This window comes from Photobacterium sp. TY1-4 (genome assembly GCF_025398175.1).
Classification (GTDB): Bacteria; Pseudomonadota; Gammaproteobacteria; order Enterobacterales; family Vibrionaceae; genus Photobacterium.
This window is the reverse complement of the sequence record NZ_CP099734.1, coordinates 385,249-409,320: the sequence shown is the minus strand read 5'-3', so window position 1 is coordinate 409,320 and position 24,072 is coordinate 385,249. Positions and strand designations below refer to the sequence as shown.

The 24,072-nt window shown below is 57.1% G+C and carries 21 protein-coding genes; 5 read left to right on the top strand and 16 right to left on the bottom strand.

Annotation, left to right across the window (positions count from 1 at the left end):
- Positions 1-115: 115 nt before the first annotated feature.
- From NH461_RS01995 to yacG, 4 genes are read left to right on the top strand one after another with little or no spacing between them, the layout of a single operon-like run.
- Entirely contained in the window at positions 116-985 is an 870-nt protein-coding gene (locus NH461_RS01995; protein ID WP_261601679.1) for a prepilin peptidase, read from the top strand.
- A gap of 2 nt (positions 986-987) precedes the next feature.
- On the top strand, positions 988-1,593 hold the full coding sequence (gene coaE, locus NH461_RS01990) for a dephospho-CoA kinase (RefSeq protein ID WP_261601678.1): 606 nt from the start codon (positions 988-990) through the stop codon (positions 1,591-1,593).
- A 28-nt stretch (positions 1,594-1,621) separates the two neighbouring features.
- Positions 1,622-2,359, top strand: coding sequence for a cell division protein ZapD (zapD, locus tag NH461_RS01985; protein ID WP_261601677.1), 738 nt, complete (start codon positions 1,622-1,624; stop codon positions 2,357-2,359).
- Positions 2,360-2,366: 7 nt separating this feature from the next.
- Entirely contained in the window at positions 2,367-2,582 is a 216-nt protein-coding gene (yacG, locus tag NH461_RS01980; protein ID WP_261601676.1) for a DNA gyrase inhibitor YacG, read from the top strand.
- Positions 2,583-2,695: 113 nt separating this feature from the next.
- On the opposite strand, the gene mutT is transcribed toward yacG, so the two are convergent.
- Entirely contained in the window at positions 2,696-3,094 is a 399-nt protein-coding gene (gene mutT, locus NH461_RS01975) for an 8-oxo-dGTP diphosphatase MutT (RefSeq protein WP_261601675.1), read from the bottom strand.
- A gap of 139 nt (positions 3,095-3,233) precedes the next feature.
- A complete protein-coding gene (secA, locus tag NH461_RS01970) occupies positions 3,234-5,960 on the bottom strand; it encodes a preprotein translocase subunit SecA (protein WP_261601674.1) in 2,727 nt (908 codons plus the stop codon).
- Between the two features lie 486 nt (positions 5,961-6,446).
- Here secA and NH461_RS01965 point away from each other — a divergent pair, with 486 nt between their 5' ends.
- Positions 6,447-6,908 carry a DUF721 domain-containing protein gene (locus NH461_RS01965; RefSeq protein WP_261601673.1) on the top strand — a complete coding sequence of 154 codons (462 nt, stop codon included), beginning with the start codon at positions 6,447-6,449 and terminating at the stop codon, positions 6,906-6,908.
- A gap of 161 nt (positions 6,909-7,069) precedes the next feature.
- Here the strand turns inward: NH461_RS01965 and lpxC are convergent, their stop codons facing one another.
- The 14 genes from lpxC to rsmH form a co-directional block, all read right to left on the bottom strand.
- On the bottom strand, positions 7,070-7,987 hold the full coding sequence (lpxC, locus tag NH461_RS01960) for a UDP-3-O-acyl-N-acetylglucosamine deacetylase (RefSeq protein WP_261601672.1): 918 nt from the start codon (positions 7,985-7,987) through the stop codon (positions 7,070-7,072).
- Positions 7,988-8,101: 114 nt separating this feature from the next.
- A complete protein-coding gene (ftsZ, locus tag NH461_RS01955; RefSeq protein ID WP_261601671.1) occupies positions 8,102-9,295 on the bottom strand; it encodes a cell division protein FtsZ in 1,194 nt (397 codons plus the stop codon).
- Positions 9,296-9,328: 33 nt separating this feature from the next.
- Positions 9,329-10,585, bottom strand: a complete 1,257-nt coding sequence (gene ftsA / locus NH461_RS01950) for a cell division protein FtsA (protein WP_261601670.1) — start codon at positions 10,583-10,585, stop codon at positions 9,329-9,331.
- A gap of 66 nt (positions 10,586-10,651) precedes the next feature.
- Positions 10,652-11,407 carry a cell division protein FtsQ/DivIB gene (locus NH461_RS01945; protein WP_410000087.1) on the bottom strand — a complete coding sequence of 252 codons (756 nt, stop codon included), beginning with the start codon at positions 11,405-11,407 and terminating at the stop codon, positions 10,652-10,654.
- Positions 11,408-11,668: 261 nt separating this feature from the next.
- Positions 11,669-13,129, bottom strand: coding sequence for a UDP-N-acetylmuramate--L-alanine ligase (murC, locus tag NH461_RS01940; RefSeq protein ID WP_261602807.1), 1,461 nt, complete (start codon positions 13,127-13,129; stop codon positions 11,669-11,671).
- Positions 13,130-13,143: 14 nt separating this feature from the next.
- Complete coding sequence (gene murG / locus NH461_RS01935) at positions 13,144-14,211, bottom strand: undecaprenyldiphospho-muramoylpentapeptide beta-N-acetylglucosaminyltransferase (RefSeq protein WP_261602806.1); 1,068 nt, start codon at positions 14,209-14,211, stop codon at positions 13,144-13,146.
- On the bottom strand, positions 14,195-15,403 hold the full coding sequence (gene ftsW, locus NH461_RS01930; RefSeq protein WP_261601668.1) for a cell division protein FtsW: 1,209 nt from the start codon (positions 15,401-15,403) through the stop codon (positions 14,195-14,197). The genes murG and ftsW overlap by 17 nt, the downstream gene beginning before the upstream one ends.
- Positions 15,403-16,740: a UDP-N-acetylmuramoyl-L-alanine--D-glutamate ligase gene (murD, locus tag NH461_RS01925; RefSeq protein ID WP_261601667.1), complete on the bottom strand. Its 1,338-nt coding sequence runs from the start codon at positions 16,738-16,740 to the stop codon at positions 15,403-15,405. Before murD ends, ftsW begins: the two co-directional genes overlap by 1 nt.
- On the bottom strand, positions 16,741-17,823 hold the full coding sequence (gene mraY / locus NH461_RS01920) for a phospho-N-acetylmuramoyl-pentapeptide-transferase (RefSeq protein WP_261601666.1): 1,083 nt from the start codon (positions 17,821-17,823) through the stop codon (positions 16,741-16,743).
- A complete protein-coding gene (murF, locus tag NH461_RS01915) occupies positions 17,820-19,205 on the bottom strand; it encodes a UDP-N-acetylmuramoyl-tripeptide--D-alanyl-D-alanine ligase (protein ID WP_261601665.1) in 1,386 nt (461 codons plus the stop codon). Before murF ends, mraY begins: the two co-directional genes overlap by 4 nt.
- Positions 19,202-20,716 (bottom strand): UDP-N-acetylmuramoyl-L-alanyl-D-glutamate--2,6-diaminopimelate ligase, encoded by a 1,515-nt coding sequence (gene murE, locus NH461_RS01910; protein ID WP_261601664.1) that lies wholly within the window; start codon positions 20,714-20,716, stop codon positions 19,202-19,204. The genes murF and murE overlap by 4 nt, the downstream gene beginning before the upstream one ends.
- Positions 20,703-22,469: a peptidoglycan glycosyltransferase FtsI gene (gene ftsI, locus NH461_RS01905; protein WP_261601663.1), complete on the bottom strand. Its 1,767-nt coding sequence runs from the start codon at positions 22,467-22,469 to the stop codon at positions 20,703-20,705. The genes murE and ftsI overlap by 14 nt, the downstream gene beginning before the upstream one ends.
- An 8-nt stretch (positions 22,470-22,477) precedes the next feature.
- Complete coding sequence (ftsL, locus tag NH461_RS01900; RefSeq protein ID WP_261601662.1) at positions 22,478-22,798, bottom strand: cell division protein FtsL; 321 nt, start codon at positions 22,796-22,798, stop codon at positions 22,478-22,480.
- On the bottom strand, positions 22,795-23,742 hold the full coding sequence (rsmH, locus tag NH461_RS01895; RefSeq protein WP_261601661.1) for a 16S rRNA (cytosine(1402)-N(4))-methyltransferase RsmH: 948 nt from the start codon (positions 23,740-23,742) through the stop codon (positions 22,795-22,797). Before rsmH ends, ftsL begins: the two co-directional genes overlap by 4 nt.
- Between the last annotated feature and the right edge of the window lie 330 nt (positions 23,743-24,072).

Sequence of the window (24,072 nt, the reverse complement as noted above, 5' to 3'; positions counted from 1 at the left end):
GTTTGGCTCTGAAACAACGGCGCTGACGCGCCGTATCCAGGGCCTGGACTCGGTTCTAGGATCTCGCCCCTGATTCCCCTACAATAGCCTTAATCTGTTATATGAGAACGTTTTCATGGAATTGCTGAGCTACTCTCCCTGGTTTTTTCCCGTTGTTGCCGCCGTATTCGGCCTGATCATCGGTAGCTTTCTCAACGTGGTGATCTACCGGCTCCCGGTCATGATGGAGCGCCAGTGGAAAGCCGACTGCGCTGAGTGTTTCCCCGAATTCGGCCCGGTGGAGCCCGGCGCAACCTTTAACCTCAGCGTTCCGCGCTCACGTTGCCCGCATTGCCAGCACCCGATTCGTATCTGGGAGAACATCCCGGTAATGAGCTGGCTGTTACTCAAAGGCCGCTGCAAACACTGCCAGGCGAAAATCAGTGCCCGTTATCCGGCGGTCGAACTGTTGAGCGCCGTGATGGCGACCACAGTCGCCCTGATGCTGCCGCCTTCCGAATGGGCCATTGCCGTGCTCGGCTTCAGTTTTGCCCTCATCGCCCTGACATTTATCGATATCGACAAGATGCTACTGCCGGATCAAATCACCCTGCCGCTACTGTGGGCCGGATTGGTTTGCGCGCTGTTGGGATGGAGTCCGGTGTCGCTGACGGATGCGGTGATCGGTACCATGGCGGGCTACCTGTCGCTCTGGAGCCTGTACTGGGGCTTTAAGCTCCTGACCGGTAAAGAAGGGATGGGCTACGGCGACTTTAAATTGCTGGCCGCCCTCGGTGCCTGGCTGGGCTGGCAGTTACTCCCTTTTGTCGTCCTGCTGTCTTCCTTGGTCGGGGCGATTTGTGGCATCATCTTGATGCGTATTCAAAGCTCAGATAGCCAAACCCCATTTTCATTCGGACCATATTTGGCCGTTGCCGGCTGGATTGCCATTTTATGGGGAGATACCATCCTGAGCTGGTACCTGACTTCATACTTAGGACTCTGAACATGACCATGGTTGTCGGACTAACCGGCGGGATCGGCAGCGGCAAATCAACCGTTGCCGATTTGTTTGCCCATTACGATATTGACATCATTGATGCCGATATGATTGCGCGTGAAGTTGTTGAGCCCGGTACGCCGGGGCTGCAAGCCATTGTTGAGAAACTGGGTTCTGACATCCTACTGACAGACGGCACCCTGGACCGCGCTAAGCTTAGACAGGCGATTTTCAATGACAGCGCCTTAAAACACTGGCTCAACAACCTGCTGCACCCGATGATCCGGGAAAAAATGCAGGCGGGGATCCACCAGGCACAGTCACCCTACTGCCTGCTGGTGATCCCCCTGATGGTCGAGAACAACCTTCAGGCCATGGTGCATCGCTTGCTGGTCGTCGATGTGACGGAAGAGGTTCAAATTGCCCGCACCCGCCAACGCGACCAGGTCGATGATGACCATGTCCGGAAAATTCTGGCGGCCCAGGCAACACGCCAAGCGCGCCTGGATGCGGCCGATGATGTGATCAGCAACAACGGCAGCAGCCAGGATCTTCAGGCAGCCGTCAGCGATCTGCACCAGCAGTATCTCACCATGAGCCGCCCGTACGCCTAACAATGAATCAATGTCGGATGACGTCTGTATGCTAACGAACCGTTTTGAACATCCGTTAAATGAGAAAGTCCGGATTTATCTGCGTCTGGAGTATCTCATTCGACAGATGAGCCATGCCAGCCAACTCAACGATCAATGGCAACATCAAATCTTTTTTCGGGCGTTATTCGATTTGCTCGAGATCCTGGATCAGATCCAGCTCAAAGCCGAGCTGGCCAAGGATCTGGATAAGCTTCGGGCCAAACTGAAGGCCTGGATGGACATTGATGCCGTGGATCAGTCCGCCTTGCTGACCCTGTTGGATCAGCTCGATCTGACCCATCACCAGTTGATCACCGCGCCCCGTCTGGGCCAGGAAATCCGCGAAGACCGCTTTCTCAACAGCATTAAACAACGCTTTTCCATCCCCGGCGGCAGTTGTTGCTTCGACCTGCCGGCACTGCATCACTGGCTCCATTTGCCGTTAGCCCATAAGCAAAATGATATGGCCAACTGGCTCCGCCAAATTCATGAGCTGCATGAAGCATTAAACCTCTGGCTGCGCCTGGTCCGGGACTTCGGCCGTTATCAGCCCCAAGTGGCCCGGGGCGGTTTTTTTCAATACGAAGCTGAAGATGCCAGCTTGCTGCGGCTGGAAATTTGCCCCAGCTATGGGGTTTACCCTATGATATCGGGCCATCGTGGCCGCTTTGCGATCCGTTTCCTGCCGTTTGAGGAAGGAGCCGGCATTGCAGAGACCATCGAATTCAAGCTAGCTATCTGCTGAGGTATCCGTGACACAAGCCAACCCATCTGCTGCCATCACCATCGTGAAGTGCCCGACCTGCCAATCACCGGTTCAATGGAGCGCTCAAAGCCCGTACCGCCCGTTTTGTTCAAAGCGCTGCCAATTGATCGATTTAGGCGAATGGGCAGATGAGGGAAAAGCGATCCCGGGCGCGCCGGATCTGTCCGATGCCGATGGGTGGTCGGAAGATATGGGATACTAAGCGACCCCTTACCAGGGCCCTGTGCACCGCGTGCTGTTTATACCCAAAAGCACAGGGCTGTTTCCCAGCAATCAACCGCGTCATCGCGGGTGGCTGAGGTTAACTCGTCGGGCTCATCTCGCTAAGAGTTTATTCAGCACAGCATCATTGGCTTCCGGAAACGCGTAGTCCCGCAGGCACTGTAATTCCACCCACTCGCCCGGCTGCCCTTCTTTGCCAAAGGCTTCCCCTTCAAACGCTTTAACCAGGAAAAAATCAAACTTCAGGGCTTTGTCCGGATAGTCATGTTCAAGCGCCATGAAGTGCTCCAGCTCTGTGGCATGGATCCCGACCTCTTCATCCAGCTCGCGGATCACGGCTTGCTCAGCGGTTTCACCCTGCTCGACCTTGCCGCCGGCAAATTCCCAAAAACCACCTTTGTGGACCTTGGCCGGACGCCGGGTGATAAACACATGATCCTGCTCGGCATTCAAAATAATCCCGGCGGAGATCCACACTTGTTTCTTATCCAATGTATTCACCTGCTGTTGTATCAAATCACTCAGCGAGAATCCTCCGTCTATTTTCCGAGACGACTGGCACTCAAACTGAAAAACCAAAGGCCGCATCATGCGGCCTTTGGTAGGGTAGCAAACGCGTGTGACAGTTCAATTAGTTAATTTTACCGTGACACTGCTTGTATTTTTTGCCGGAGCCGCACGGACAGGGCTCGTTACGGCCAACTTTACGCTCACCGCGATGGTAAGGTTCGTTCTCATCGCCTTGCTCGCCGTCATCAGCGAGCTGACTTTCCGCGTTCTGGTGCTGGTACTGTTGACGACGGGCCAGCTCTTCCGCCTGACGGCGGCGCTCTTCTTCAACCCGCTCAACTTCTTCCTGCTGCTGCACCCGGACCTTGCTCAAAATCGCAATCACATCCGATTTCAGCGCTTCAAGCATGCCTTCAAACAGTTCAAACGACTCACGCTTGTACTCCTGTTTCGGGTTCTTCTGTGCATAACCACGCAGGTGGATCCCCTGGCGCAGGTGATCCATCGCAGCCAGATGCTCTTTCCACAGCGTATCCAGGTTCTGCAGCATGACCGTCTTCTCGAAGTTGCGCAGCACCGGGGCGCCAACTACTTCTTCTTTCTGACGATAGATCTCAACCGCTTTCTCGATGATCCGCTCACGCAATGCTTCTTCGTACAGCTTCTCTTCGCTGTCCAGCCATTGCTGGATTGGCAGCTCGAGATCGAAGTCCGCTTTCAGGCGCTCTTCCAGGCCCGGAATGTCCCACATTTCTTCCAGCGACTGTGGCGGGATATAGCCATCAATCATGGTTTGCAGCACATCTTCACGGTTCTGCTCAATCATCTCGCTGATGTCTTCGGCATTCATCAGCTCATCACGCAGCTCGTAAACCACCTTACGCTGATCATTGGCCACGTCATCAAATTCAAGCAATTGCTTCCGGATGTCGAAGTTGCGACCTTCCACTTTGCGCTGGGCATTTTCAATCGCCTTGGTCACCCATGGGTGCTCAATCGCTTCGCCTTCTTCCATCCCCAGTTTTTTCATCATGTTCGACACACGATCTGAGGCAAAGATCCGCATCAGGCCATCTTCCATCGACAGGTAGAAGCGGGAAGAGCCCGGATCCCCCTGACGACCGGAACGGCCCCGCAGCTGGTTATCGATCCGGCGCGATTCATGGCGTTCGGTGCCGATAATATGCAAACCACCGGCTGCCAGGACTTGTTCATGTACATCCTGCCACTTGGTCTTAATCTGCTGGATCTGGCCCGCATCCGGGTTATCCAGTTTTGCCACTTCATTCTGCCAGGAGCCGCCCAGCACAATATCGGTACCCCGACCGGCCATGTTGGTTGCAATCGTCACCGCACCCGGCTGACCGGCCTGGGCGACGATTTCCGCTTCCATTTCATGGAACTTGGCGTTCAGCACCTGGTGCTTGATGCCTTCTTTTTTCAGGGCGTTCGACAGCAGCTCCGATTTCTCAATCGATACGGTCCCTACCAGAACCGGCTGGCCGCTCTCAACCCGAGCCTTGATGTCCTGACTGATCGCCGCAAATTTTTCACGCTCGGTCATATAAACCAGATCGCCCATATCATCACGGACCATCGGTTTATTGGTCGGGATCACCACCGTTTCCAGACCGTAAATCGACTGGAACTCGAATGCTTCGGTATCCGCTGTCCCGGTCATCCCGGACAGCTTGGTGTACAGACGGAAGTAATTCTGGAAGGTGATCGACGCTAGAGTCTGGTTTTCGTTCTGGATCTTCACCCCTTCTTTGGCTTCAACCGCCTGGTGAAGGCCTTCCGACCAGCGACGTCCCGGCATGGTACGACCGGTATGTTCATCAACGATGATGACTTCATCATCTTTGACGATATAGTCCACGTCCCGCTCAAACAGCACGTGGGCACGGAGCGCCGCATGCACGTGGTGCAGCAAGCTGATATTGGCCGGCGAATACAGGGTATCGTCTTCGTCCATCATGCCTTTTTGCTTGAGCAGCTCTTCGACAAATTCCTGGCCGTTTTCGGTCAGGTAAGCCTGCTTGGCTTTCTCGTCGACTGTGTAGTGCCCTTCCCCGCGGTACTCTTCGCTGTCTTCTTTGTCCTGGCGAACCAGCTCCGGGATCAGGGTATTAATCTTGGTATACAGCTCTGAGCTGTCTTCCGCCGGACCGGAAATAATCAACGGCGTTCGGGCCTCATCGATCAGGATCGAATCCACCTCATCGACCACGGCAAAAAAACGCTCGCGCTGCACGCGATCTTCCGGACGGAAGGCCATGTTATCGCGCAGATAATCAAAGCCAAATTCGTTGTTGGTACCGTACAGGATATCTGCTGCGTAGGCTTCTTTCTTGGCGTGCGGCGGCATGTTCGGAACATTCACCCCGACCGTCATTCCCAGGAATTCGAACAGCGGGCGATTGGTTTCGGCGTCGCGGCTCGCCAGATAGTCATTGACGGTAACGATGTGAACCCCTTTGCCGGTCAGGGCATTGAGGTAAGCCGGCAGCGTCGCGGTCAGGGTTTTCCCTTCACCGGTACGCATTTCGGCAATCTGGCAGCCATTGAGCACCATCCCGCCAATCAGCTGAACATCGAAGTGGCGCATGCCGAAGACACGCTTTGATGCTTCTCGTACGGTTGCAAACGCTTCCGGCAGCAACTGATCCAGGGTTTCGCCTTGCTCGATACGCTCACGGAATTCAACCGTTTTCGCTTTCAGCGCTTCATCTTGCAAGCTTTCAAATTGAGGTTCTAGCTTGTTGATTTGATCAACAATTTTACGCAAACGACGCAAGGTGCGGTCGTTACGGCTACCGATAACTTTGGTCAGTAGTTTTGATAACATGGCGTTGCCGTTTTCTCTTTGTTTATTTCAGCTTCAGCACAGGCTGCATCGCTAAATCTGGGTTTCACAACCGGGAAAAATGTTCTGGCCATATCCATCACGGCTCTCGTGATGTTCAGGCATGAATTGCTCCGGTATTGCCATCCCTGTCCCATCTGAATTCGCCACCCATAGTGACGCAGAAGCCGACACGAAAAACATCGGATAAAAATGATATTGTGACGCCCTGACTGCTTTTCAAGGGTGGAACGAAAACAATACCCGGATTTGCCGAAAAGCAACCGCCGCAAAGATACTTGCAGCAAGTCGCCCGGCGAAGGCCCGTGGGCCTCAGCTATAGTCAGCGGCAAAGATTCACCTGCATCCTATAGACTTGATATAATATGACATATTACCAAGGCCGCCTATGATAAAAACAGGTGACCCGCTTTTCATAAATGAAAAATTAGAACTTTACCGCTAATTAGTGATCCGGAGCCGTGTTTCATGCGCGATCATCGCCCCCAATCGACGGCCAGCCTGCTGGATGAGACGCAGCTGGGCAACATCCAGCAGCGTGCTGTAGCCCTCGGCAAGCTGAACAATGCCGTCAAGCAACACCTGGCCTGCGCCGAACATTGCCGGGTCAGTAACTACCGTCAGGGCACCCTGATCCTCGAAGTCGCTTCCGCGGCCTGGTCGATGCGGCTCAATTATGAGCGCAACACCCTGATGCGCAAACTGCGTGCTCAGCTCTTACCCAATCTGACCAATATCGAAATCCGGGTTAATCCGGCCTTGGCCGCCGCCATCTCGCGGCCGGAAGACAAAGCACCGGATATCGTGCAAAAGCCGATTTCTCCCCTGGCAGCACAGTATCTGCTCAATACCGCCCAGGATGCCCCGGCGAAAGTCAAAGCCCGACTGGAGCGACTGGCGGCACTGTCGGCCAAAAAGTCCAACTGCTGAGCCCGTTTCCGTAAATCATCTCACGGCAAACCACACGGCTGAAATCCAGCCGGCCGCATCTTTGATACAAAACAGATGCAAAAATTTATAATACAAAACAGATACAAAAACGCCGGACAGGGTCCGGCGTTTTCAGTATTCATGACAGGATTTAATTCAGCTTACGCTAACACCATGCCTGGCTGGGCAAATGTCACCGGCACCTCTTGCTCATCCACAAAGGTTGACCACTCATAAGCTTCCTGATCGGCCAGCACCGCGCGCAGCAGCTTGTTGTTCAGGGCATGGCCTGACTTATAAGCCACCATTTCGCCAATGATGTTATGACCACACATGTACAGATCGCCAATGGCATCCAGTACTTTGTGGGTCACCAGCTCGTTATCAAAACGCAGGCCTTCATCATTGAGGATGCGGTAATCATCCAGCACAATTGCGCAATCGAAGCTGCCGCCCAGACACAGGTTCTGGGACTGCAAATATTCGATATCACGCATAAAACCGAAGGTCCGGGCGCGGCTGATGTCTTTGACAAATGACTGGCTGGAGAAATCCAGCACCAAACGCTGCTGCTCTGAATCAATCGCCGGATGGTTAAATTCGATTTCGAAATCCAGGCGGAACCCGTTGAACGGACGAAGCTCTGCCCATTTATCGCCATCTTCGACGCGAACAGTTTTCTTGATACGCAGGAAACGCTTCGGCGCATTCAGGGTATCAATCCCGGCAGATTGCAGCAGGTAAATAAACGGGCTGGCACTCCCATCCATAATCGGAATTTCAGGTGCATCCACTTCGATAATGACATTATCGATGCCCATGCCAGCTAACGCGGCGTTCAGGTGCTCAACAGTTGAGATCCGAACGCCGTCTTCATTCACCAGCGCGGTGCAGAGCATGGTATCTCGCACAGAATCTGCATTCGCAGGAAAATCCACGGGTGGATTGAGATCCATACGACGATAGATCACACCGGTATTTGCAGCGGCAGGACGCAGAATAAGCGTCACTTTACGTCCGGAGTGAAGTCCCACCCCAGTCGTTTGCACTATGCTTTTCAGTGTTCGTTGTCTGATCATCTGCTTTTCTCAACTATTGTTAGCCAATACATCGGCCCATTTTTATACAGCCGTATAAGAAATGGGCAGACATAATACCACTGTTCAAGCGGTAACCCAAATAATTTACCCGGTTCAGTCCGCCTGCTTGCGCAAAAAGGCTGGAATATCCAGGTAGTCGTGATCCGCCTGCGGCTTGGATTTCGCTGCCGCGGATGTACCGCCCGACTGAACCTTGCTTTCCGCAGCCGGCTGCTGTGTCAGCGGCGCCTGCTTTGGCTCTTCCGCAACCACGGGCGCTGCTTTTTCCTGTACCGCGGTCGTCGCCTGCACGGGCTTCGAAGTCGTCACCAGCGTGATGTCTGGCTTCGATTCTTTGCCAATCCCGGTTGCAACGACAGTCACGCGCAGCTCGTCTGACATTTCCGGATCCAGCGAGGTACCGATCACGACGGTAGCGTTATCCGACGCAAACGCCTTCACGGTGTTCCCCACAGTTTCAAACTCGTCCAGACGCATATCCAGACCGGCAGTGATGTTCACCAGCACGCCGCGTGCGCCCGCCAGATCGATATCTTCCAGCAGCGGGCTGGAAATCGCCATTTCAGCCGCTTCTTCCGCACGGTCATCACCGGTCGCAACGCCGCTGCCCATCATGGCGTGACCCATTTCGGACATCACGGTACGCACGTCGGCAAAGTCGACGTTGATCATCCCCGGACGGGTGATCAGCTCTGCAATGCCCTGGACGGCATTTTTCAGCACATCGTTCGCTTTCGCAAACGCGTCCAGCAGCGTGATGCCGCGACCCAGTACTTTGAGCAGCTTCTCGTTCGGAATCGTGATCAGAGAGTCCACATGCTTCGACAGCTCTTCGATACCCTGCTCGGCAAACGCCATGCGTTTCTTGCCTTCGAAGCTAAATGGTTTGGTCACCACAGCTACAGTCAGAATACCCAGCTCTTTCGCCACTTCCGCAATGATTGGCGCCGCACCGGTTCCGGTACCGCCGCCCATGCCTGCTGCGATAAAGATCATATCTGAGCCTTGCAGCTCTGCCTTGATGGCTTCACGATCTTCCAGTGCGGAGTCACGCCCTACCTGAGGGTTTGCGCCGGCACCAAGACCTTTTGTGATGTCGCCACCAATCTGGATGACGGTGCTGACACTACTTTTACGCAAGGCCTGAGCATCAGTGTTCACGCTGATGAACTCAACCCCTTCAATCGACTCACGTACCATGTGATCGACAGCATTACCGCCGCCGCCGCCAACGCCAATGACCTTAATTACCGCTTCATCAGACATTTCCATCATCGGTTCAAACATTTGTTCTCTCCGTTTTTCCTGTTCGCATCAGGTTTAAAATTCTTTTCTTAGCCAACCACTGATTTTCGTGAAGATCCCGGAAACAGAACGTTTCGGCTCCGGCTCACTCTCGTCAAATGTCTGACTGTCCTTTCCGTAATGCAGTAATCCTACTGCCGTTGCATAATGCGGGGCCTGGACATAATCTGTCAGCCCGCTCAGCTCAAGCGGCTGCCCGATCCGTACCTGATTGCGGAAAACCCGCTCGGCACACTCAATCAACCCTTCCATTTGCGCAGCGCCTCCGGTGAGGACGATCCCTGCCGCTAAATGGTGCTTCACCCCCGCAGTACGCAGTTGTTCCTGTATTTCCAGTAGCTTCTGATTCACCAGCCCCAGCAGCTCACTGTAACGAGGCTCGATCACTTCCGCCAGCGTCTGGCTTTGCAGACTCCGCGACGGACGACCGCCCACGCTCGGGACATCCACCTTGGCGTCTTTGCTGACCAGCTCGCTCAGCGCAAAGCCGTATTTGACTTTGATTTCCTCGGCATCGCCCGGGGGCGTACCGAAGGCATAAGCAATATCACTGGTGACCACATTCCCGGCATACGGGATCACCTCGGCATGTCGCAATGCCCCGCCCGTCCAAACGGCCAGATCCATGGTGCCGCCACCGATATCCACCACACATACGCCCAGTTCGCGCTCGTCGGCGGTCAGAACCGCATGACTGGCGGCCAGGCCGGAGAATATCAGTTGGTCAACCTTCAACCCGCATCGTTCAACGGCCTTGACGATATTTCGGGCCATGTCATTGTGGCAGGTGATCAAGTGAACGCTGGCTTCCATCCGTACCCCTGACAACCCAACCGGATTCTTAATTCCCTCTTGATAATCAATAGCAAATTCCTGGGGAATTACATGCAAAGTTCGATGTTCATCGCTAATTTTTACCGACTTCGCTGTATGGATAACATTATCAACGTCATCCTGTGTTACCTCTTTGTCAGAAATCGGCACCATGCCTTTTTCTGTCTGGCAACGTATGTGTTTGCCGGATAAGGACAAAAACACGGAGGAAATCTGGCAGTCAGCCATCAGCTCGGCCTGATCGACGGCCCGCTGCACTGACTTAACCACGGACTCAAGATCATTGACCCCGCCTTTATCCATACCCCGTGATGGGCTGCTACCGACACCAATGACATTGACCTTGTCATCCGGCAGCACTTCCCCGACCAAAGCACAGACTTTGGACGTGCCGATATCCAGGCCTACTATGAGTTTTTTATCTGCCGCCTTCGTCATTAGCGCACACTCTTATCGTTATACTCACCCGCACCCCTCTGTTCGGCGGAGTGTCGTCCGGCTGTCTTATTCTGGAACTTGGTTCCAACCCACAGCAGCCCCGGTATCGTAGCGCAAGTCTACGTACTCTATGGCTTTTCCTTGCTGCTCTAATTCAGGATACAGGCTGATAAAACGCATCAGGCGCTCCATCCTGCCTTCCCGGCCCAACTCAAGCCGGATCCCATTTGTTAACCATACCCGCCAGGAGCGGCGCTCGTTCAGTGCGAGCTGCGCCATCTCCAGGCCGGCACGCTGTAATTTCGGTTGCATTTCCCGCTGGGCTGCCAGCATTTCCGCGCTGCTGCCTTCAGGTCCGCTGAGCTCGACCAGCCCCAGCTCACTGACCTGTGCCGCCGGGGCAGGGAAGACCCCGCCTTCGGTATTGACCAGATACTGCTGGTTCCATACCGCAGCCGGTTGATGCTCGACCAGATACACTTTGACCGTATCCGGCCACTGCTTGCGGACCGAAGCCCGGGCCACCCATGGCAGGGCCTCCAGGGCCAGCTGCATGTCATCGACATCCTGGGTCATAAAACTGCCGAGATGCTCCAGCGCCAGGATCCCCCGGCGGACATCATCGGCCTTCAGGTAAGTGAGCTCCCCCTGAATCACCAGCTGGGACAACGGCAAGCGATTCGCGTCCGTCATCCAGTGCAGCGCGGCACTGAACAGCCATGCAATAAAGCCAATGACGGCGAGAAAAAATGCCGCGCCAGTCCACGGAACCCGCTTTGCCGATGCCGGCAGAGCGATGCTTGTCATCACTGCATCAGCCATAATCTTGCCTACTTGCTTTCATTCCGTTGTCCGGACCGCCCAAAAATAGCTCATTGCAGTCTCAAGGATGGCGTCGACCACCAGGAGTCGACAAGCAAAGTTGATCGATTATACCGACCAACCTGTTGCTCTCCAACTCCTGTTGCCGCTTTCCAAGCAATTCCTGAACGTAAAACCCACTCTTGGCTCTGCTTGCCGCCCGGACCTGCTCAAAAACGATGCAATAAATGTACCATTTATCGCCAGCATCCCCTTCAGCCGTTAACTGCGACGCATTGTGGCAATATTCAACTGCATTTCTGCCAGATTTCGGGCAATTCGACCCACATCACCGGCCCCTTGCGTCAACACCAGATCACCCTCTTGGATGATATTGGCCAATGCGGACGGCAAAGCTTCGCCATTCGGCACAAAAATCGGATCGATCTTGCCGCGTCGGCGGATGGTGCGGCAAAGCGAGCGACCATCAGCCCCGGCAATCGGCGCTTCACCCGCCGAGTAGACATCCAGCATCACCAGCACATCCACCTGCTCCAGCACATTGGCAAAATCGTCGTACAGATCCCGGGTCCGGCTGTAGCGGTGCGGTTGAAACACCATCACCAGGCGTTTGTCTTTCCAGCCGGCGCGGGCGGCCTGAATCGTCACCGCCACTTCGCTCGGGTGGTGGCCGTAATCATCCACCAGCATCACGCTGCCGTTGCCGGAGTCAAACTCACCCAAGTGATCGAAGCGGCGGCCAGTGCCCTGGAACTCTGCCAGGGCACGGATGATCGCGTCATCCTCCACCCCTTCCTCAGTCGCCACCGTCACAGCGGCCGTCGCGTTCAGCGCGTTGTGACGTCCCGGAATATTGAGTTTCACGTCCAGATCCGGCTTGCCCCGACGGACGATGGTAAAGAACCCCTGCTGGCCTTGCTGGCGGTAGTTGACCAGACGAACGTCTGCATCTTCTGCAAAGCCATAAGTCAGTACCTGGCGGCCAATCCGCGGCAGCAACTCGCGCACCACGGGATCATCAATACACATCACGGCCAGACCGTAGAACGGCAGGTTGTGGAGAAAATCGATAAAAGTCTGTTTCAGGACTTCAAAATCCCCACCGTAGGTTTCCATATGATCGGCTTCGATATTGGTCACCACACACACCATCGGCTGCAGGTGCAGGAACGACGCATCGCTCTCATCCGCTTCAGCGATCAGATAGCGGCTGCACCCCAGACGGGCATTGGTTCCGGCACTTTTCACCAACCCGCCGTTCACGAATGTCGGATCCAGGCCGGCTTCAGAGTAGATCTGGGTCGTCAGGGCCGTGGTGGTGGTTTTGCCGTGGGTGCCGGCAATCGCAATCCCGTGACGATAGCGCATCAGCTCAGCCAGCATTTCAGCGCGGCGAACGACCGGGATCCGTTTGGCCCGGGCCGCCTGCAGCTCGGGGTTCTCTGCCACAATCGCCGTGGAGGCGACCACCACACTGGCGCCGTCAATGTTCTCGGCGGCATGGCCGAAAAAGATTTCGGCCCCTTTGTCACTCAAACGCTCGGTCACCGCATTCGGTGCCAGATCCGAGCCGCTGATCCGGTAGCCTTCGTTAATCAACACTTCGGCGATGCCGCTCATGCCCGCGCCGCCGATCCCGACAAAGTGGATGCGCTCGACACGACGCATCTCTGGTACCATGGTTCTGATTTTTGCTAATTGCTGGTTATCCAGTTCTTTCATCACTCTGTCTCATGTTATGGGGTTGCCAGCGTTCGGATCACCGCGGCCACGCGGGCATCAGCATCCAGAATCGCTGCATCGCGCGCAGCTTCGGCCATCGCGGCCAAGGCGCGGCGATCAAGTTGGTCAATTTGCGCAGCCAGTCCTGCCGCGGTCAGGTCGGCCTGCTCAATCATCCTGGCTGCACCACACTGCACCAGATGATCAGCATTCAGCGCCTGCTGGCGATCTTTGTGCATAAAGGGAATGAAGATCGCACCAACACCAGCCGCAGCCAGCTCTGAAACCGTCAGCGCCCCGGAGCGGCACACCACTAAATCGGCCCAGGCATAAGCCGACGCCACATCATCGATGAACTCGGTGATCTCATGCTCAACCGCCGTATTGGCAGCATAAGCCTGTTCGGTTTCGACCTGATTGCCTTTACCAGCCTGATGGCGAATCGTAACTTGATCGCCCAGCAGGCCGGCCACGACCGGCAGGGTCTGGTTCAAAATCCGCGCCCCCTGACTGCCGCCCATCACCAGGATGCGCAGCGGGCCCTGCCGCTCGGCAAAACGCGCCGCCGGCGGTGGCAGCTCGGTCACATCGCGGCGTACCGGGTTGCCCACCACATCTTTGCCGGCAAACGCACCGGGGAATGCCTGCAACACCGCCGATGCGATCCGCGACAGCCAGCGGTTGGTCAGGCCGGCCACCGCATTCTGCTCATGCAGGACGACCGGAACGCCAGACAGCCAGGCTGCAACGCCGCCGGGTCCGCTGACATAACCGCCCATCCCCAGCACCACGTCCGGCTGCCAGGCTTTGATATAACGCCGGGCCTGAGCAATGGCGCCGATAATTTTAAAAGGTGCCGCCAGGAGCCGGGCAATCCCCTGGCCCCGCAGGCCTTTGACCTTGATAAAGTCGATGTCAATCCCATGCTTGGGCACCAGCTCGGCTTCCATCCGATCGGCCGTCCCCAGCCAGCGGATTTCCCAACCTTCCTGCTGAAGTTTCCGGGCCACAGCCAGGCCGGGAAACACATGCCCCCCGGTCCCGCCGGCCATCACCAGTAAGCGCTTATTCTTGTTCGTCATCGTTTTCATCTGTTTCTTCTGCAGGCCCGTACCGGGCCGCCAGACGCTGCTCATGATCAATGCGAATTAAAATCGCCACCGCAGTCGCCATAATAAATAAACTCGAGCCGCCGTAACTGATCAGCGGCAGCGTCAACCCTTTGGTCGGCACCAGTCCGGCAGCCGCTCCGACGTTGACCAACGTCTGGAACGCAAACCAGAAGCCGAAGCCGAAAGCCAGAAAGCCGCCGAACAGCTGCCGCGACTGCAGACATTTGCGCCCGATCAGCAAGGCCTTAAACACCAGGGAAAAAATCAGCAGCAGCACCACGGTGACGCCGAGCAGGCCGACTTCTTCCGCCAGTACCGAAAATACAAAGTCGGTGTGGGCTTCGGGCAGATATTCCAGTTTCTGGATCGAGTTGCCCAGTCCCTGCCCCAGCCAGTCACCCCGGCCAAAGGCCATCAGGGACTGGGTGAGCTGATAACCACTGCCGAACGGGTCTTCCCACGGATCCATAAAGGACGTCACGCGGCGCAGACGGTAGGGCTCAAAAATAATCAGCAGGGCAATGCCCAGCACGGCCGCAGCCAGCATGGCGAGAAACTGCCACAGCTTGGCCCCGGCAATAAACAGCATGCCGACCGTGGTGACAAACATCACCACAAAAGAGCCGAGATCCGGCTGCATCAACAAGAGCCCGGCCAAAATCGCCAGCACTACCAAAGGTTTAATAAAACCGTAAAAACTCTCCCGCACCTGATGATACTGACGCACCAGATAGCCGGAGAGGAAAATAAACAGCGACAGCTTGGCCACTTCGGCCGGCTGAAGGTTAAAGATCCCGAGCGGGATCCAGCGCGCCGCACCATTGACCGAGCGGCCCACCACCAGCACGGCAATGAGCAACAGGATCGAGCCCAACAGCATGGGAACGCTGAGTTGACGCCAGCGCTCGAGCGGGATTTGGACCACGAACGCGGCGATCACCAGCGCACAGATCAGGAAAAAGCCATGGCGCAATGCGAAATAAAACGGCATTCCGGTCAACCGGGTCGCGACCGGGACCGAGGCAGAAGTCACCATCACCAGGCCGGTCACCATCAGGATCAGGGCGATCCAGACCAGCTGGCGATCATACCAACACGGCGCCGCCGGACGGGTCAGCCACTCTCCCAGCCCCTCCAGGCGATCTCGCAGTGCGCTCAGCATCACGCGCTCCCGGCCACTTGAAATTTCAGGGTTTGCGCCAGAGCCACAAAGGCATCGCCCCGGGCCATAAAATTCGGGAACTGATCAAAGCTGGCACAAGCCGGCGAAAGCAGGATCATATCACCGGCTTTGGCCACGGCTGCTGCCAGCGCCATCGCCTCGGCCAGGGTCTCAACCCGGGTGGCGGTGTCAGCCTGCGGCAGGAACTGCGCCCCGTCCCGGCCGTAGCAATACAAGTGAACATTCAGCGGCGCCAAAACCGGTTTAAGCTCAGAGAAATCCGCCCCTTTACCGTCCCCGCCCATCAGCAGATGCAGGGTGCCAGATAGCGACAGCCCTTTCAGGGCCGCCAGGGTACTGGCCAGGTTGGTCGCTTTCGAGTCATTGACCCAGCGTACGCCCTGATGCTCCGCCACCAACTGGCAACGATGCGCCAGGCCGTGATAGCGGCGCAGCGCGCGGCAGGCCGCCAGGCGATCAACGCCAGCGGCATCGGCCAGCGCCAGCGCGGCCAGACTGTTGGCAAGATTGTGCCGTCCGACCAGAGCCACCTCGGCAGCCGGCATCAGCGCTTGCTGATCCACCGCCAGCCACTCGACCCCGTCCTGCTCAACCAGACCGTAAGCCTGGGGATCAAAGCCAAAACTGGTCATTGCACCGGAAAAATCAGCCGGACAGGTTGCCGGATCATCGCGGTTCCAGATCGCCAGCTCGGCATGTTCGAAAATCCGCATTTTGGCCTGACTATAATCGGCCAGGCTGTCATAGCGATCCATATGATCTTCAGACAAATTCAGGTAAGTCGCGGCCTGAAGCGCCAGCGAGGTGGTCGTTTCCAGCTGAAAGCTCGACAGCTCCAGCACATACAGATCATGATCCTGCGCCAGCATATCCAGCGCTGCAAAACCGATATTGCCGCCGACGCCGACGTTGATCCCGGCCTCGCGGGCCATCTCGCCAACCAGGCTGGTCACCGTGCTCTTGCCGTTCGACCCGGTGATCGCCACCACAGGTTTGGTAACGGCGCGGGCAAACAGTTCAATGTCGCCGACAATCTCAATCCCGGCTTCGCGGGCAGCCACCAGCTCCGGTGTCGCCAGTGCCACACCCGGACTGGCAACAATCAAATCAGCGCTCAGCAGCCAGTCCATCTGCCAGCCACCGCTGTGCAGGGCGACCGAGGGCGGCAGCTGATCCTGCCCGGGCGGTGTCGGGCGGGTATCCATGACCTGAATCACCAATTCGCCAGGCTGACGCAGCAGGTGGTTCACCACCGAGAGGCCGGTCATCCCCAGCCCAATCACCACAACCTGTTTGACACCGTCCAAGCCATTCATTTAGCGTACCTTCAGGGTTGCCAGCGCGATCAGCACCAGCATCAGTGTAATAATCCAAAAACGTACAATCACCCGCGGCTCCGGCCAGCCCTTGAGCTCATAGTGGTGGTGGATCGGCGCCATGCGGAAAATACGCTGGCCGCGCAGCTTGTACGAACCGACCTGCAGGATCACCGACACGGTTTCCATCACGAACACCCCGCCCATGATCACCAGCAGCAGCTCCTGACGTACCAACACGGCGATGGTGCCGAGCGCGCCACCCAGCGCCAGCGAGCCGACATCGCCCATAAAGACCTGGGCCGGATAGGTGTTGAACCACAAAAAGCCCAAGCCAGCACCCACGATGGCAGTACACACCACCACCAGCTCACTGGCATCTTTGAGATACGGAATATTGAGGTATTCGGCAAAGTTGACGTTACCGGTGGCCCAGGCAATGAAGGCCATCCCGGCGGCCACCATCACGGTCGGCATGATCGCCAGGCCATCCAGGCCATCGGTCAGGTTCACCGCGTTACTGGTGCCGACAATCACGAAATAAGTCATCACGATGTAGAACAGCCCCAACTGTGGCATCACATCTTTGAAGAACGGCACCACCAGCTGAGTCGCCGCGGTATCCTGGCCGTGAACATACAGGGCGAACGCGACCCCAAATGCAATCACCGACTGCCAGAAGTATTTCCAGCGGGCGATCAAACCATCGGTATTTTTGCGCACCACTTTGCGGTAGTCATCGACAAAGCCGACCGCCCCGTAGCCCAGCATGACGGTCAGGACCGCCCAGACATACGGGTTCGACAAATCTGCCCACAGCAGCACGGTAATCGCAATCGCGGCCAGGATCATAATCCCGCCCATGGTCGGGGTGCCCCGCTTGCTGAAATGCGACTCCGGCCCGTCATGACGCACTACCTGGCCTATCTGCAACATCTGTAAACGGGCGATCAGGCGCGGCCCCATCCACAGCGACAGCATCAGGGCCGTCAGGATGCTGATAATGGCGCGGAACGTCAGATATTCAAACAGACGAAAAAACGGGAATGTGGACTCAAGTAAGTCGGCTAACCAATAAATCATTCTTTATGTTCCTGCAATGCGACAATGATGTCTTCCATCCGGGTGCTCCGGGCGCCCTTTGCCAGCACTGTAACCTCTGTATTTTGTGAATTATGTTGAAATTGATGAAGCTCTGCTTTCAGCTGCGCAATCAGCGCCGGTTTCTCGGCAAAATGATGACCGTCATTGAGTTCACTGACCACCGCACTGGCGTTGCCGAAGGTAAAGACCTTATCCAACGCCTTGGCTTGAGCATATTCCGCTACTTCGCGGTGCAGCGCGAGACTCTCGTCCCCCAGCTCAGCCATATCACCGAGCGCCAGCCAGCGCTGGCCCTCAAAGGTCGCCAGCAAATCAATCGCGGCTTTCACCGAAGCGACGCTGGCATTGTAGGTATCATCAATTAACCGCAGGCCCGGGGCCGGCTGGCTGATTTCCACCCGTCCCTTGACCCGCTGAACTTTGGCCAGACCGGCCCGGACCTGATCCAGGCTGGCACCCACGGCCATACTCAGGGCCGCCGCAGCCAGGGCATTCGCCACGTTATGCGCCCCCGGCAGCGTCAGCTCAACCGGCGCATCCCCATCGGGGGTGCGCATTGTAAAACAAGCGCAGCCAAGATTGTTAATAAATATGTCGCAAGCTGTGAAATCCGCTTCCGGCTGCGTCGCCGAAAATGTGACCACCTGGTGGGCCTCCAGCATCGGCTGCCACAACGCCCGGGCGTTGGAATCTGCATTGATGATCGCCACGCCGCGCTCACCCAGGCCTTCAAAAATCTCCCCTTTGGCCTTGGCTACGCCATCGAGCGAGCCGAAGCCTTCCAGGTGGGCTGCCGCCAGGTTATTGATCAGCGCCACTTGCGGCCGCACCAGCGCAGTGGTGTAGGCAATTTCCTGCTGATGGTTTGCCCCCAGCTCGACCACCGCAAATTCATGGCTAGGCTCGAGCCGCAGCAGGGTCAGCGGCACGCCGAGATCATTGTTCAGGTTGCCGGCCGTGGCCAGCACCTTGCCTTTTTGCCCCAAAATGGCGGCGGTCATCTCTTTGACCGTGGTTTTGCCGCAGCTGCCGGTCAGGGCCAGCGTCTGCAACCCATGCTGGTCGGCCATTTCCGCTTTCAGCCAGGCACCGAGCTGCCCTAAGGCCAGGCGGGTATCTTTGACCACCAGTTGCGGGATATCGAGCGGTAAGTGTTTGCTTACCAACAGTGCGGCTGCGCCGTTTTCCCGGGCATTGGCGCAAAAATCATGGCCATCAAAACGCTCGCCTTTCAGGGCGATAAATAAAGTGTGGGGCTGCATATTTCGGGTGTCAGTCGACACCTGGGCAATGCCCGCATCCGCCCCCATCAGCTCGGCGCCCAGAACCGGGGCCAGTTGTGACAGCTGAACGTTGATCATGCCTTGTTCTCCAATAGTGCGGCGACCGTTTCCCGATCCGAGTAATGAACCGTGCGATCGGCCAGCACCTGATAATCTTCATGTCCTTTCCCGGCCACCAGCACGATATCGTCGGCGGCGGCTTGGGTAAATGCCCACTCACAGGCACGGGCGCGATCGTGCTCAACCCGGGCCTGCGCCGGCTGCGCCAGCCCGACGAGCATGTCCGCGACAATCGCCGCCGGTGCTTCACTGCGCGGGTTGTCGTCGGTCAGAATAATATGGTCGGCCAGCCGTTCGGCTACTGCGGCCATCAGCGGCCGTTTGCCGGTATCGCGATCGCCACCGCACCCAAAAATGCACCAGAGTTTGCCCCGGCAATGCACCCGCAGCGCCTGCAGCGCCTTTTCCAGCGCATCCGGCGTGTGAGCATAATCAACAACCATCATAGGTTTGTCAGGGGTTTGAAAAACTTCCATCCGGCCGATGACCGCCTGCAATTGCGGCGCGGTCGCAACCAGTTGTGCCAGCGGGTGGCCCGTCGCCAGTAAAGTGGCCAGCGCCAGCATCAGATTGGTGACGTTAAAAGAGCCCACCAGCGGCGCAGTCAACTCACCGGCACCCCAGGAAGAATCAAAAGCGACGGTAACGCCCTCGGTGGTATAGCGGACCTGCTCCAGCCACAGGGCCTGCCCTGAGTGCGTTGCTATGAGCGCCTGCTGGCTGGCAACGGCAACCGCCTGCGGCAGCTCGCCCAGCCATTCACGCCCGACAGCATCATCGGCATTGATCACCGCGACACCCGCCTGATGTTCTGTAAACAGGGTTTTCTTGGCTTGCGCGTACGCGGCCATATCGCCGTGATAATCCAGATGGTCACGACTGAGGTTGGTAAAAATGCTGGCGGTAAAATCCAGCGCTTTCACCCGGCCCTGCACCAGGCCGTGGGAAGATACTTCCATCGCGGCAAAATCGGCTCCCTGCGCAACCAGCCCGGCCAGCTCGTGCTGAATCTCAATCGCACTACCGGTGGTGTTGGCCGCCGGTTTCAACTGTTGCAGCAGACCGTTGCCCGTGGTGCCCATCACCCCGGCACAATAGCCGAGTTGTTCTGCCCACTGGGCCAGCAGCTGGGAAATCGTTGTTTTGCCATTGGTGCCGGTCACGGCCACCAGCTTCAGCGCCTGATCCGGCGCACCATAAAAACGCTCGGCAACCGCCGAGAGATGCTGGCCCAGTGCGGGCAGATACAGCACCGGGATCCCCTGCTGCATCTCGATACGCGCTGGCGCATCCGAGGTTTCTTCCGCCAGGATCGCGCTGGCGCCAGCTTCAATCGCCGCCGGGATAAACCGGCGGCCATCGACAACATGCCCGTTCACCGCCACGAACAAATCACCGGGTTGGATCCGGCGGCTGTCTAAGGTCATTGCCGACAGCACCACCTGACCCGCCTCAGCCGGCCAGTGCGCCGGGGCGATCCAGGGAGACAAGAGTTCGCCGAGCTGACGAATGGGGTTAAGTACCGGCATGGGATTGGCCTCTGTTATGTACGACTTTGAGTTCACCGGTTCCGGCATCAGGCGGAACATTCAAAATCTGAAGCGCGCTTTCCATCACTTCAGCAAAAATCGGCGCGGCCACCAGGCCACCATAATACTTATCACCCTGCGGCTCATTGATCACCACCACCATCGCCAGGCGCGGGTTGCTGATCGGCGCGATGCCGGCTGTCATCGCGATATATTCATCACTGTAGCCGCCGGCCATGGCTTTTTTCGCCGTTCCGGTTTTCGCCCCGACCCGGTACCCCGGCACCGCCGCCCGGAACGCACTGCCGCCTTCCTGCGTGACGGTTTCCAGCATGTTCAATAGCTTGCGTGTATTTTCAACCGAGGCAACCTGGCGACCGGGGACCACCTGCTCGGTTTTGAGGATCGACAACGGACGATTGACGCCCATGGCGCCGAGGGTGGCGTAAGCACGCACGAGCTGGATTGGGGTTACCGAGATCCCGTAGCCGAACGACAGGGTCGCCCGTTCAAAATCAGACCAACGCCGGCGATCGGGGAAAAAGCCCTGCGCTTCGCCGATGAGGTTGATCCCCGAGGCATCCCCAAGCCCGACACTGCCGTACATCCCGAGAACCGCATCGACCGGCATGGCCAGGGACAGCTTACTGACCCCGATGTTACTGGATTTTTTCAGAATCTTCGTCAGATCAGCCTTGCCGACCCGGGAGACGTCGCGCACCCGGCTGCCGCCGACCTGCATCAGGCCGTTGCCGGTATCGATAATCGTGTCTTCATCGGCCACCCCATTTTCCATCGCCGCCAGCACCACAAACGGCTTGATCGTCGAGCCCGGCTCCATTGCATCGGTGATTGCGCGGTTGCGCATCCGGAAACTTTGCAGTTGTTCGCGGTTGTTGGGGTTATAAGAAGGCGCATTGACCATGGCGAGGATTTCACCGGTGCGAACATCCGCCATCACCACCGAGGCCGAAGTCGCCCGGTAATCGGCGACCGCTTGCTTCACCGCCCGATAGGCCACCGCCTGCAGACGCTGGTCGATACTCAGGCTCAGGGACTTGCCCGGCTCACGCTGTTTGAGGGAAATATTCTCGACCACCCGGCCGTAGCGATCCTTGCGTACCGTACGCCGCCCCGGCTCACCGGTCAGCCAGCCATCGTAGGTCCGCTCGACCCCTTCCAGGCCCCGGCTGTCAATCCCGGTCACGCCCAGCAAATGAGCGCTGACTTCACCGGCCGGATAAAAACGGCGGGACTCATCTTTGAGGCCGATCCCCGGCAGCTTCAGCTTGCTGACATACGCCGCCATGGCCGGACTGACCTGGCGTTGCAAATAGATAAAGCGACGCTGTTGGTTGCTCTCCAGCCGCGCCAGCAGATCCTGGCGATCCAGGCCCAGCACATCTGCCAGGGCATACCAGCGATCCGGGCTCTGGATCCCGCCGCTTTTGTAGATCTGGACCGGATCGGCCCACACCGCCTGGACCGGCACACTGACGGCCAGCGGCTCGCCATTGCGATCCGAGATGATCCCACGGGCGGACGGCATCGCCTTCACCCGCAGCGAACGCATATCCCCTTCCTGGATCAGCTTGCCCGGCTCCAGCACCTGGATATAGGCCGCGCGGCCAATTAAAGCCAGTAACGCCAGCAGAATACATCCGCAAATGACACCAAAGCGCCACGGGATAAACACCGGTGGCGCTTTCTGGCGACGCTGATTATCAGACTGCTGACGCTTTAATTTATTCATCAAACTCATTACTGTACGACGACTTCGCTGTCCCGTGACGGGCGCTTCATCTCCAGCTCTTTTTCAGCCAGTTGCTCAATCCGGCTATGTTCGGCCAGGGCGTTTTCCTCAAGGAGTTGGTTCCGCCATTCAATATCGAGCTGATCCCGCTCGATCAGCAATTGCTCCTGCTCGGCAATCAGCTGACGCGAGTGATGGGTGATCAGCACCACCCAGAGCGCAGAAATCAGCACCAGAACCAGCAGGATCAACGGCACCCGACCGATCGTCACCAGATCCCGGGCGATCAGCCGTGCCAGATTTTCTGACGGCTCTGATGCGGCACTCATAGCCGTTCTGCCAGACGCAGGACTGAGCTACGCGAACGGGCGTTGCCACTGATTTCCGTTGTCGACGGCTTAATTGCCTTGCCCACGGTTTTCAGCGCGGCCGAGCCCAGCGCCTTGATCTGTGCTTCCGTTAACGGCAAACCGGCGGGTACTTCCGGCCCTTTGCTCTGTTTGCGGATAAAGCGTTTCACCAGTCGATCTTCCAGCGAATGGAAGCTGATCACCGACAGACGGCCACCCGGGGCCAGCACCTGGACAGCGCCGTTCAGCGCGGTGTCGATTTCTTCCAGCTCACTGTTGATATAAATCCGGATCGCCTGGAAGCTGCGGGTCGCCGGGTGCTTGTGCTTATCGCGAAACGGCGACACTTCAGCGATCAGGCTGGCCAGCTGCAAGGTGCGGGTCAGCGGCTCTTTGTCCGGATCTTCCCGATGCGCCACGATGCCGCGGGCAATGCGCTTGGCAAAACGCTCTTCGCCGAACTCTTTCAGCACCCAGGCAATGTCATCGGCATCCGCTTCAGCCAGCCAGTCTGCTGCCGAGATCCCGGACGTCGGATCCATGCGCATGTCCAGCGGTCCGTCACGCATAAAGCTGAAGCCACGCTCGGCATCATCCAGTTGCGGCGACGACACGCCCAGATCAAGCAGCACCCCGTCAATCTTGCCGCTCAGCCCGCGCGCTTCCATATACTCTGCCAGGCCGGAAAACGGGCCGTGAATAATGGTAAAACGCGGATCATTGATTTTCTGCGCTTCGGCAATGGCCTGCGGATCGCGGTCGATACTATACAGGCGACCATTTTCCCCCAATTGCGAAAGGATCAGCCGGCTGTGCCCACCGCGGCCAAATGTACCGTCGATATAGATGCCATCCGGTTTGATGGCCAGACCGTCGACAGATTCCTGGAGCAAGACGGAAACGTGCTCAAATTGTTCAGACATAAAATTCATTCAGCGATAGTGAAAGCTCACCGACGCCGCCACAGTCGCCTGGGCGTGCCGGCCTGAAAGCGTGTAAGTCAGGGAAACTGCATGTCAGCTCACGATTTCAACAAAAAACCGATGCTTTTCGCGTAAAGATTGGCTTTTCCCGCAAAATCCCATCGCAAAGTGTACGTATGACACAAAAAAATTGTCAAGCAAGGGGCTGGATTTCTGACAAACACATGATATTACCGGAGACAGGTTTTGCATTGATTCCAAACAGATATTCTGCCAAAGCAGTCCATTTCCGCCGCAAAGCCCTAAAACGATAAAAGGTGATGTTCGCCT